Annotated in this window: 7 protein-coding genes and 2 pseudogenes; 5 read left to right on the top strand and 4 right to left on the bottom strand. The window is 39.0% G+C overall.

Annotation, left to right across the window (positions count from 1 at the left end):
- The first annotated feature begins 464 nt into the window (after positions 1–464).
- Positions 465–1,772 (top strand): annotated as a pseudogene (locus AAZO_RS18490) (tetratricopeptide repeat protein).
- Here AAZO_RS18490 and AAZO_RS18495 read toward each other — a convergent pair.
- Together AAZO_RS18495 and AAZO_RS18505 are read right to left on the bottom strand one after the other, a co-directional pair.
- A complete protein-coding gene (locus tag AAZO_RS18495; RefSeq protein WP_013192413.1) occupies positions 1,764–3,827 on the bottom strand; it encodes a serine/threonine-protein kinase in 2,064 nt (687 codons plus the stop codon). The pseudogene AAZO_RS18490 and the gene AAZO_RS18495 sit on opposite strands and share 9 nt — an antisense overlap.
- 543 nt (positions 3,828–4,370) lie before the next feature.
- Complete coding sequence (locus AAZO_RS18505) at positions 4,371–4,877, bottom strand: 2TM domain-containing protein (RefSeq protein WP_013192415.1); 507 nt, start codon at positions 4,875–4,877, stop codon at positions 4,371–4,373.
- 401 nt (positions 4,878–5,278) lie between these two features.
- Here AAZO_RS18505 and AAZO_RS18510 point away from each other — a divergent pair, with 401 nt between their 5' ends.
- Positions 5,279–5,986 carry an ROK family protein gene (locus tag AAZO_RS18510; RefSeq protein ID WP_013192416.1) on the top strand — a complete coding sequence of 236 codons (708 nt, stop codon included), beginning with the start codon at positions 5,279–5,281 and terminating at the stop codon, positions 5,984–5,986.
- A 78-nt stretch (positions 5,987–6,064) separates the two neighbouring features.
- Here the strand turns inward: AAZO_RS18510 and AAZO_RS18515 are convergent, their stop codons facing one another.
- Positions 6,065–6,901, bottom strand: a complete 837-nt coding sequence (locus AAZO_RS18515) for a prephenate/arogenate dehydrogenase (protein ID WP_013192417.1) — start codon at positions 6,899–6,901, stop codon at positions 6,065–6,067.
- 90 nt (positions 6,902–6,991) lie between these two features.
- Between AAZO_RS18515 and AAZO_RS18520 the strand changes: the two are divergent.
- The 3 genes and pseudogenes from AAZO_RS18520 (at position 6,992) to AAZO_RS18530 (ending at position 10,270) form a co-directional block, all read left to right on the top strand.
- Positions 6,992–8,504 (top strand): annotated as a pseudogene (locus tag AAZO_RS18520) (pentapeptide repeat-containing protein).
- Positions 8,505–8,726: 222 nt separating this feature from the next.
- Positions 8,727–9,320: a DUF1517 domain-containing protein gene (locus tag AAZO_RS18525; protein ID WP_013192418.1), complete on the top strand. Its 594-nt coding sequence runs from the start codon at positions 8,727–8,729 to the stop codon at positions 9,318–9,320.
- Positions 9,321–9,391: 71 nt separating this feature from the next.
- On the top strand, positions 9,392–10,270 hold the full coding sequence (locus AAZO_RS18530; protein WP_013192419.1) for a hypothetical protein: 879 nt from the start codon (positions 9,392–9,394) through the stop codon (positions 10,268–10,270).
- Between the two features lie 279 nt (positions 10,271–10,549).
- On the opposite strand, the gene aroF is transcribed toward AAZO_RS18530, so the two are convergent.
- On the bottom strand, positions 10,550–11,608 hold the full coding sequence (gene aroF / locus AAZO_RS18535; protein ID WP_013192420.1) for a 3-deoxy-7-phosphoheptulonate synthase: 1,059 nt from the start codon (positions 11,606–11,608) through the stop codon (positions 10,550–10,552).
- Between the last annotated feature and the right edge of the window lie 256 nt (positions 11,609–11,864).

Here is an 11,864-nt window from a genome sequence, read left to right on the forward strand (position 1 = left end):
ATTTTTGTAGGCTCTTATTTCGGGGAAAGTACTTTTGTATTGATTAAGGTTTTTTTAATTACAGTTGGTTCTAGCTGTATTTTTATTGAAAATAAAATGTCAGGAGCAGTAGACAAAAAACTCAGAACATACACACCAGTTTGCTAAAAACTCAATTTTCAGAAATAAATTTATGGATTTTTTCGCCTTCTAAGTCATCAAACTTATGATAACTTGTAGATACAATAGCTGCTTATTTACTTAAAGTTTTAGGTAAAATGTAAAGGAATTGCCAAGAAAGTGATATCCAATGCAATTTTGGTGTTGCAGAAGAAACAGCTTGCAAATCTTTTTAGTCTGCCAGGATATCCACTCAACAAAGTTGTATACAGCAGATTGTAAATCAGTGAGGTACAGAATCTAAATTGAAACCTAGACAACAAGAGAGTTTTACTCCTGACTCCTGACTCGTGACTCCTGCTGTAATTTATTTTTGGGCTGTCTCTACGACTTCAGCATTTTACAATCGTGGATTAGAAAAGGCTAAACGAAAAGACTATGCTGGTCCTATTGAAGAATTTAATCAAGCTATACGGCTAGATCCTTACTTTAGCGCAGCTTACATGGAACGAGGTTTGACTTATTACAACTCAGATGGAATTCTACAAGGTATTTTTGATTATAGTGAAGCTATCAAGCTGGATGGAAAAAATGCACAAGCTTATTATTTTCGGGCTTTAGCAAAATTAACTTGAAAAAGTCTGCCTGATGCTTTAGAAGATGTAGAAAAAGCGATTCACCTTAAATTTGATAATGCTACTGTTTATGATTTACGGGGAATAGTGCAACGCAAACAAGGAAAGATTCAGGATGCGATCACTAGTTTTAAAAACGCTGCTGAGTTATATATAGTACAAAAAGATAAAGAAAATGCTCGCCTTTGTTTGGACAAGATTCAACAACTAAAACCCAAATCACAACCTACACCAAATATAGCTAATTCCAAACCTGCACCAATTAATTATATCTACTCAAGATTACTTCACACAATTATTAGCCAAGGCAGAACAGGGAGCTATAAAAGAAGCAGTCGCTGATTTTAACTGGATATTAAAAGCTGATTCTCAAGATGCCCATGCTTATTGCTACCGTGGAGTTGTCTATTACAAAATGGGTAATTATCGAGATGTGATCGCAGATTTTAACTAAGCAATACAATTTTTCAAGATGTCATTGTTTATCATAATCGAGGAAAAGCCCGTTCTCAACTAAGAGATTATCAAGGGGCTTTAGCTGATATTAATCACGCCATGAAAATGCAGCCTCAAGATAATTTAGTCTATATTACCAGAGGTAATATCTATCATTTTCTGGGCAATTATTTAGCAGCCATTCAAGATTATTCCCAACCCATAAGAATTAATTCTACTCATCCCTTAGGTCACTATAATCGCGGCTTGTAATCTACTTGTTGAGAATAAATGTCAAATGCTGTAGCTGATTGTCAAAAAGCAGCTAGTATCTATTGTGAACAAGAAGATTTGGAAAATCATCAACAATTATTAAATAGCCTACAAAAAATCCAATCATCTGTACCAGAAACCAAAAAATCCACCTATAAGCTATTACGTCAACGACTGTTAAGCATGGTCGGAGGACATTGGGAAATAGCCCAAAGACTAATTCAACAAAAGAAAGAATTTTATCCGGGAATGTTGGACGAGTGGTCTTTACAAAAAGTGATTGATGATTTGGAAAGAGCTCGTCGGTCATATAAATACTCATCACCGTGAAAATCGCCAAACTTTAATCTTATTATTCTCTTCACCACTTACCAAGATTTTACCATCAGCACTAAAAGCCAGAGATGTAACTGTATTAGTATTTTTTGTAAAAGGTGCAAGTTCCTCACCTGTAGCCACATCCCATAATTTAATATTACTCTTAATAGAGTAATCACATTCCATACAATTGCGATTACCACTCACCAGAGTTTTACCATCGTGGCTAAAAGCTAAAGATGTAACATTATTATCTTGTCCTGCTAAAGTGCGAATTTCCTTACCTGTACCAATATTCCATAATTTAATCTTGCGATCGCGACTAGCACTAGCAAGAATTTTACCATCGGGACTAAAAGCTAAAGATGTGACAGTTTGCGAATTTGGAGTTAATGTATGAATTGGTTTTTCTTGAGTAAGATTCCAGAGTTTAATAGTCTTATCAAAACTACCACTTGCTAGAGTAAAATTATTCGGACTAATAGCCACAGAACGAACCCAGTAAGAATGACCTTTTAAGGTGCGAATTAGTTTTCCAGTTCCTAAATTCCACACTTTAATTGTTTTGTCATCACTAGCACTAACCAGAGTTTTTCCATCTTTACTAATAGCCACAGCATGAACTACATCTGTATGAATATTCAGGGTGTGAATTACTTTTTTCGTGCTTAGCTTCCAAATTTTAATTGTATAATCATCACTACCACTGACTAGGGTTTTTCCATCTGGACTAATAGCCACTACATTTACTTTTTGTGTATGTCCTTTCAGGACTGAAATTTGTTGACCTGTATTCATATTCCATAATTTAATCAGATTTTTACCACTACTAGCAATAGTTTTATTATCTGAACTAATAGCAATAGATGAAACTAAGTCATTTTTCATCGAAATAGTCTTCAGCAAACCGACTCTTTCTACATGTTTCTGTGGTGGCTGATAGAGAACTACTTCACTATTAGGTTTACTACGTTGCAGTGGATGTAAACTGGAAAAAATCACCATTTGTAGCTGATCAAATTTTCTATAACCAAATTCTCCTAAACCTAAAAATACAATTGTCCCTACTATTAAAACTAAATTTCTGATCAGAAAATATTTTTGAGGATAAAAATCTACTTTCTTTGCTGATGTCGGTAGAAATGAATTACTAGCTGGTGCTAGTAGATGTGTGTAATGTTTACTTAAATCTCGGATTACCTCATCAGCCCATTGGTAGCGATGCTGAATATCTATTTGTAATAACTTATCAATTATTTGTGCTAATTCATGACTCAGAGGACAGCGCAAATAATCTTGCCAATTTTTTACCCAACTATACCCATATTCCATCCACAATTGAAAAGGAGAAATTCCCGTCAACAAATGAAAGCAAGTAGCCCCTAAACCAAATAGATCACTAGCAGGGTAGGCTTTACCATCTCTGATTTGTTCAATTGCAGAATAACCATGAGAACCGATAGAAGTACCACTTTTTTTCTGGATTTTGGCTGTTAATTGCTTGGATGAGCCAAAATCTATTAAAGTTAATCTACCATCCGTTTTGCGACGGATGATATTTTCTGGTTTGATATCTCTATGAATAACTCCTCGACTATGAATAAATTTGAGAATAGGTAATAAATCCAGCAAAATAGATTGAAGATCCCAATCTCGATAGCTCTTCCGTAACTGCAATTCTTTTAGTAAATTATTTCCATCAATAAACTGTTGTACCAAATACAAGCAGTTATCTTGCTCAAAGTAAGCTAATAGAGTGGGAATTTGTGGATGTTCCCCTAGTTCTTGAAGTAGCTTTGCTTCTTCACTAAATAACTGCATTGCTTTTTTTTGTGACCAAGTTCCTTGAAATTTTGGTGCTAACTGTTTAATGACACAACATTCATTTAATTTATCTGTATCTTCCGATAAATAGGTTCTGCCAAATCCTCCTTCATCTGAAAGTACCCGGATCACACGGAAACGATTTCTTAAAAGTGGTATGAGGGGAGTATTACAACTTTGACAGAACTCTTTCCCGTCTAGATTTTGAGGATTTTGGCAATCGGGATTTAAGCAACATATCATGATCTGAGAGTAGTGACTGCAGCATAAATAATGCTAAGTGTGTTCCACATTTTCCCTTAGTTCTATAGACTCCTATATAGTTGGATACTAGTAAATGAACCTGGTAGGGATTGGGGAATTACTTATTATATTCAACCTTGAGAAATCGCACTTTGTTTTCCTAAAAATAGGAACATTACAAGAGTCTTATGATTGGTCTTTTTCTGATTATATAACAACCCAAATTAAAAAACTGGTCAAATTGCCAGGACAAAGTGAGAAACATATGTTAGTGATCTATCAGCAAATAATATTCATCAATATATTAATCTTTAGAGAAAATCTGTAAGCATTCAGCTAATGCCTAACGGCACGCTACGCGAACAGCCATCACCAGTCAGCTTTTTCAGGCTAACGCGAAAAATACCTATTTTATAATTAATCAATTTCTCAAACATTCTGACTCCTGACTCCTGAATCCTTACAAAAATATAAACTTGGTTTTGCAATGAAAATTACTTAAATTATGTAATTAATCCTCTATCTACTGGCAACTGACAAGTATTAATATGGTTGAAACGCTTTAAACCATTTATTCACAACTGTGTTAATAGTTTGTTTAATTTGATGTTTACGCTTCCATTTTTGGAATGCATTTTCATATTCTTCACCTTTGCTTTGAAAGGTATTCCAGATATCAAGTACAATTCCTAATCCACAGAACAGTAAAACGTATATTGACCAAGTAAGACCAGTTCCACCAAGTAAGTTTATAAGTATCACAAAACCATTAATAATTGCATAATTACCCAGGCGTTTTTTAAATTTTCCTTGGCGGTAAAGGTCAAAAGCTTTTCGTTGCTGAACGTCACTTTTTTGTAATATCCAATCACATTCGGCTTGTTTGACAGCTTCTGATGATATTTGCAACTCAGCAGCAATTTCGATGATTTGCTGATATGAAAATTCTTGAGCACCATCATCAGTTTGACGTGCGATCGCAAGTTGCAGTATTTGCTGCACCTCTTCTTGGCTGTAAGAACGCAAGCTGTTAGATTCAAAAGCCTTCATAATCCTTTCTCTGATAAAAATTTTAGTAGATAGCTATGCCACAGGAAGTTCTGCACTACTTCTACACTAGCAAATCTATATGGGGTAATTCGTGATTTGTAATTCCTAATTTTCTCTCCTCAGATCTTGTACCAACAATAATTGATGCAATTAAATTACACAGTATTTCACCAAAACCCTTGATTTACCGATAAAAACCAATAAAAATAAGGTGGCCTTATCGCCCATATTTTTAGGTCGCCTGGGTTTGTACACAGAGGTGCAAGATATGAGTCTCCCACACCATAGACCCTATTCCGAATATTTACCGAAAAGCTGAAGACTCTCAAAAAATCTGCTAATGACTGGAATTAGGCAGCGCATAATAGCCAAATAACTAGCAGCAAATGGGAGAAACTCCAATGACGGAAGATAACGGTTCAGTACGTACCCTATCTGTGGATATTGGTGGTAGTGGTGTGAAGGCGATGGTTTTAGATATCACCGGAAAACCGTTAACAGAGAGGGGAAGGTTAGAAACACCCCATCCAGCAACACCTGAAGTAGTCATTGGTGCCATTGCTGTGTTAGCTGCGTCTCAAGGGGAGTATCATCGGGTTTCTGTAGGTTTTCCTGGTGTGGTGCGGTGTGGAGTTACAGAAACAGCAGTGAATTTAGATGCTAGTTGGCTGAATTTCGATTTAGCAACAGCGTTATCTGAACAGTTAAATAAACCTGTAAAAGTAATTAATGATGCAGATATGCAAGGATTAGGGGGAATAAAAGGTAAAGGTGTAGAATTGGTAATTACTCTGGGTACTGGTTTTGGTTCAGCTTTGTTTGTAGATGGAAAGTTGGTTCCCAATATGGAAATGGGACATCATCCGTTCCGTAAAGGGGAAACCTATGAAGAACAACTAGGACGTGCTGCGTTAGAAAAAATTGGGGATAAAAAATGGAATAAGCGGTTACAAAAAGCGATCGCATCTTTGCAACGTCTATTTAACTATGATTTTCTTTACATCGGTGGTGGTGAAGCTGTGCGCGTCAATATGAATTTACCCTTGAACGTCAAGCTAATTCCTAATATCACCGGCTTATTAGGTGGAATTGCTTTGTGGAAGGAGTGAGAGTTTAAGGGTTTAAGGGACGAATAACCCCTTGCATCTTGCCTTCTGTCACCTGTCACCTCTTCCTTCTACATTTGATTAAAGAAACTTAGGTCGTTGCTGTTGATTTAACTTCAGCTTGTCCTCTAAAATTTGCCACTTTTCTTGTTCAATTAAGTCGATAAATTCATCTAGGTTCTGACGATATTGCTGCAGTGAATGTAGCAATGCTTGATGATTGTATTGCGCCATCATCACTCCTAATTCTGGATTCCCAGCTCCAACACGGCTGGTATCCCGAAATCCTGAACTAGCAAGGTTTTGGGCTAATTGAAAAATTTCTGGATCGGTTTCACTTAAGCAGGTTGCTGTTAATGAGGCACTAATCATCACAGGTAAATGGGAAATCCAACTCACGGCGCGATCATGCTTTTCTGGCTGGCAATGGTAGATAATAGAACCAAGCGATCGCACAATTTCCTCCAAAATAGTAATGGCTCTATTTGGCGTTGTCTCTATTGGTGTAAGTACATAAGGCCGATTTACAAACAAATTGCGCTGTGCGGCTTCTATACCTACATCCGTATTTCCCGCCATTGGATGACCACCAATGAAATTCTGCCAAAGGGGAGAAACCGCCTCCACTATAGGTGCTTTTACTGATCCTACATCAGTGATAATAGCCTTCATCGGTAAATAAACCATTAACTGTTCAACTTGAGGCACAATAAGTCCTATGGGGGTACAAATAAAAATGACATCGGCAGATGCTAAGAATTTCAAGTCAACAGAGGCTTGATCGACACTGCCGATATCAAGCGCTTTTTGACAGGTTGATTCACGCCGGCTAACTCCCAAGAGATGATGTCCTTGGGAGCGTAAATCCAAGCCTAACGAACCGCCTATCAGTCCTAGTCCTAAAATACCAATTTTCATTTTTGCCCTTCATAACTAAACTTTTACATATTTTCTGCATACTTTTCCAACTATATAAATTTATAAAGTTGGCATCCAAGGGATAAATATATGACTATAGAGGAATTACTAGAAAAATATGCAACAGGAGTCTTAGATTTTAGCGGTGCTGACCTCGCTGAAGTCAACTTGAGTGGCACTAAACTTAGTGGTGTTAATCTCAGCAATGCAAACTTAAGCGTAGCTAATCTCAGTGGCATCAATCTTGCTGACGCTAATTTGAGTTATGCCAAGCTAAATGTAGCTAGACTTAGTGGTGGAAATCTGTCTGGGGCTATTCTTAACAACTCCAGTCTCAATGTTGCCAATTTAATTCGTGCGGATGATATGACACGGACGCAACTGCGTCAAGCTTCCTTAATTCGAGGCGAGTTAATTCGCACAGATTTCGGTCGCACTGATATGTGTGAAGCTAACCTCAACAGCGCCGATCTGCGAGAAGCCACACTGCGACAGGCTAATCTCCGTCGCGCTAATTCAGCGAAGCGAACTTAAGAGGTTGTTCTCTCAGAGAAGCCAACTTAGAAATGGGTAACCTCAAAGCCGCTGATATGACTTCTTCAGACCTGAGTGGTGCCAATTTACGAGATAGTGAACTCAGACAGGCAAATCTTTGCATGGCCAACCTGAGTGGTTCATATTTAAGCGGTGCTAATCTTCGTTGGGCAGATTTAAGAGGAGCTAACCTGGCATGGGCGGATTTAAGTCATGCCAATTTAACAAACGGGAGTTTAGTCCACGCTAACTTTACTCAAGCAAAAGTGATTAAGGTTGAATGGGTTGGTGCTGATTTAACCGGAGCAACTTTAACTGGTGCAATACTTTATGCTACCTCACGGTTTGGCTTGAAAATTAAAGGTATAAGATGCGAATGGATTGACCTTTCTCCCACAGGCGATCACAAAATTATTTAAAATTTCCACGGGGATGAATTACGATAGTTCTTTAATACTACCGCACCAACAATTCGCATTATTGTTGACTTACCCTAAGCACACGAAGCCAACTTTGTCATCGCTGGTACTTATTACCAAATTTCCCGAGAATATGAGGGATTAATCCAACCGCCCAGCGTAGAAAACAGCAATGGCCGGACTATTTTCACATTTCGAGTAGAAAACGATGAAGCTTTATTATCTACAGCCTTTATGGTAATTATTCCTTTTAGAGATGCCACCGCCACCCAAACAATTATCCACATAATGGTAGACTTAATTCGTCAAGAAGTAATGACTAGCCGGAGTTTTAAATCACCCATACTAGCAGAAAAAATCATCTTCCTGTTAGAGGAAGCTATGAATAAATCTAAGTTTATTAAACAGACGAAAAAAATCTATAAGTAGCAGGAAAATTAAATTTCTTCAAAGCACCCACACAAACAATATTAAGAAACTCTAGCGCCCAGAGTTTGACTATCTATGATAGCCCCAACTTTGGCAAACGATTTGTGAATCGTTCTCCTGGTAGTAGTTCTGTTGATAATATATCTAACTAATCCGAATATAATATCCCTTCATTCAAGATGATAATAGATTTTGTCCAAGGTTTTTATTTCATTCATTAGTTAATGGTAATTGATGAAAGGGGTGTAGAGGAGATGAGGAAGATGGGGGAGATGGAGGAATTATTTTCTTCTGATCCTTCTGCTTCCTGAGAGCATACCATAGGGGAAGCAAGCTACACATAGTGTACCGTAGGCATAGCTCGGCGTATGACTTATGCATCGTCACACAAGCTATAGCCATACTGCTGAATCCTTAAAAAAACAATTAACTGGAGTAGAAAAATGAGCAATCTATTTAACCGCATGATGGGTAAAACCCGGTATGTAGTTTGTCGTCTATTTCTGCATTTAGCAGGAACTGAAGTAGCACCAATTTTAGGAGTTTTAAATCGTGCTGCACGGGAAGCAATTAACTGTGATGGGGATTTAGAAATTCTGGGAGAAGAATTGGTAGAAATTTGCGAAACTCTACTCAGATATGATGAATATTGGCTCTCAGAAGCTAACGAAGGAAATATCTTCTGGAACGAAGGAGAAGCAGGGGATTATGTCAATGAATTATTTACTGATTCCGCCCAAAGATATGGTGCTGAACTCGATTTAAGTTCTTCCTCTGGATTCGATGAACCTTTATCTATTCCTATTACCCGCAACATAGTGATAATGCTAACAGTGGCTTACGAAGGAGAAGTTCCAGATTTGGAAGCTGACCTTTCTAACATCCAAGCATTAAAAGTAGGGTTGAGAGCTTTAATCAATTTACACCAAAAACATAGACTCCGAGCCATCCAAGTGCATTTTTCACCGGCGCAGTTAGGTGACGAATTGACTAACGATCAGTTACTGCAGTATTTTCCGGAATTGATCCCCTTGTAACTTTTTGGTTAGTCTGTAGTTATCAGACTAACCATCCGCAATGATAGCTAACAAATTAGGACAATCATACAATGATCAAAACTGTAATGCGTAAATTCACAATCGTGTGTTTAGCCCTGAGTTTATGCTTGACAACGGTCGCTTGTGGTGGGGGAAACCAAAAGATATCTTCTTCGACTCAAGGTGTCAGCCAAAGTTCTACTCCCACCACCTTGAATGATGGACAGTATGATGTACAACAGGCTACTTACAACGATGCCAATGGGGAGTATACCCTGTTTTTACTTGGTAGTCAGCCTCCCACCTTTGCCACAGAAAAATTACAAATGGCAAGGCTAACAGATGAAGAAATCAAAGCAGGTAAAAAAACTTACCTGAAGGTAGAAAATCGCCAGCCGACTTTGTACCTGACGGAAGATTTTAAAATTGAGTACGTTCATAATGTCACTGAGACAAAAACCAATCCCCAAACGGGACAAAGAGAAACCGTAGTTGTGCGTCAAGAATCTAACTTCTGGACTCCTTTTGCAGGGGCTGTGGCTGGTAACATAGCAGGTCAGGCTATTGGTAGTCTTTTATTTAGACCTCAATACTATGTTCCCCCTGTTTATCAACCTGGTGGAATTATGAGTGGTTATGGTGGATATGGTTCTACTTATGACCAAGCAGTTTCTAGCTATCGCACTCGGTACAATGAACCGCCCGCAGCCGTCAGAAATCGGACTGCTTTCCGCACTACAGGGTCTATTAAGTCATCTGGGAACTCGACTCCGACGACACCACGGACAAATACAAGTGGTCGAGCTACGGGTTCTGGTTTTGGTAGCAGTAACCTCCGTCCTTCCGGTAACTCCAACTCTAACCGACGTAATTCTGCTAACAGTTTTGGTAGTGGTGGACGTTCTGGTAGCCGTTCTTCTGGCTTTGGTAGCAGAACCAGAAGAAGGTAATTTACAGGAGTCAGGAGTCGGGAGTAAAGGCGACTTGAAGCAACTGGCGTGGAGAGAACCACCTCTGGGCTAGAAGCGAAGCGTCCTAAGCGATAGCGAAGGATCTCGCAAGGTGTCTAATTTAAGTGGACTCGCTGAACCAAGAATCTCCATAGCTACAGCGCGGAGAGTGTCAAATCTAGATCCCCAACTTCTTTAAGAAACCGGGGATCTATCTTAAATGTCGCACTCTTGACTCCCGCTATACCGTTAGGTTAGCGGGAGAGTGTCAACTGAGAATTAGACTGCTACAAGTGCTGCTTGTGGCCAGCGTTCCATGACTTTACCAATTACTGCCAATTCTGACATTAACTTATCAAATCGGTCTGGTGTTAAAGATTGGGGTCCATCAGATAAGGCTTTGGCGGGGTTGGGATGTACCTCAATCATGAGAGAATCTGTACCAGCTGCGATCGCTGCCATCGCCATCGAAGGTACAAACTCAGACCAACCCACACCATGACTAGGATCAATCATAATGGGCAGGTGGGTCAGCTTTCTTAACACTGGCACAACTGATAAATCCAGAGTATTGCGCGTATACTGACGGTCAAAAGTTCTAATTCCTCGTTCACACAAAATCACATTGGGATTACCCGCCGCCAAAATATACTCAGCCGCCATTAACCAATCTTCAATTGTTGCCGCCATTCCGCGTTTTAACAGCACGGGTTTCGATTGCGACCCGACCTGTTTGAGCAGGGAGAAATTCTGCATATTTCTCGCCCCAACCTGAATCATGTCCGCAACCTCGGCGATTTTTTCCAAATCACCCCCATCCATCACTTCCGTAATTATTCCTAGTCCACTCACTTCCCGCGCCTTAGCTAACAATTCCAAAGCACTTTCACCGTGACCTTGAAAAGCGTAAGGGGAAGTCCGGGGTTTATACGCACCACCTCGTAAAAATTTAGCACCAGCAGCTTTTACACGCCGCGCTGTCTCCACAATCATTTCTTCATTTTCCACCGAACAGGGGCCAGCAACGATTACTAAGGAATGATGTTCACCAAACACCACATCCTCGTTGGGAGTATTCACCACCACCTCAGAAGCTTCCCCATGGCGAAACTGACGACTAGTTCTTTTATATGGTACTTCCACTCGTAACACTTGCTCAATCCATGGACTGAGTTCCTGAATTTGTAGCGGATCTAAATCAGCAGTTTCACCTACTAAACCAATTACTACTTTATGTTGTCCAATGATTTTTTCTGGTGTTAAACCCCAGCTAATTAGTTCCTGACTCATACGGTCTATTTCTGCCTGTGGAGAACCGATTTTCATGACAACAATCATTTTAAAATCCCTGTATTTTTTAAGTAAATTAGTCAGAAGTTAGGAGTCAGAATGTTTGAGAAATTGGTTAATTATCAAATAGGTATTTTTGGCGTTAGCCTGAAATACCTGACTGCTGATGGCTGTTCGCGTAGCATGCCGTTAGGCATTAGCTGAATGCTTACGTAAATTATTTACCGACTCAGGAATGTTGACTTGATTTTTGCCTACTGGAATTTATAATTAAGTGAAAAAATATATAAAAAATGTAGCGCCA

Origin of the sequence: 'Nostoc azollae' 0708 (assembly GCF_000196515.1) — a bacterium.
In the GTDB taxonomy this organism is placed as follows: domain Bacteria; phylum Cyanobacteriota; class Cyanobacteriia; order Cyanobacteriales; family Nostocaceae; genus Trichormus_B; species Trichormus_B azollae.

Excerpts from the sequence above, each read along its gene's own strand:
- AAZO_RS18495 (WP_013192413.1), bottom strand. The coding sequence starts at position 3,827 with ATGATATGTTGCTTAAATCCCGATTGCCAAAATCCTCAAAATCTAGAC.
- AAZO_RS18505 (WP_013192415.1), bottom strand. The coding sequence starts at position 4,877 with ATGAAGGCTTTTGAATCTAACAGCTTGCGTTCTTACAGCCAAGAAGAG.
- AAZO_RS18510 (WP_013192416.1), top strand. The coding sequence starts at position 5,279 with ATGACGGAAGATAACGGTTCAGTACGTACCCTATCTGTGGATATTGGT.
- AAZO_RS18515 (WP_013192417.1), bottom strand. The coding sequence starts at position 6,901 with ATGAAAATTGGTATTTTAGGACTAGGACTGATAGGCGGTTCGTTAGGC.
- AAZO_RS18525 (WP_013192418.1), top strand. The coding sequence starts at position 8,727 with ATGAGCAATCTATTTAACCGCATGATGGGTAAAACCCGGTATGTAGTT.
- AAZO_RS18530 (WP_013192419.1), top strand. The coding sequence starts at position 9,392 with ATGATCAAAACTGTAATGCGTAAATTCACAATCGTGTGTTTAGCCCTG.
- aroF (WP_013192420.1), bottom strand. The coding sequence starts at position 11,608 with ATGATTGTTGTCATGAAAATCGGTTCTCCACAGGCAGAAATAGACCGT.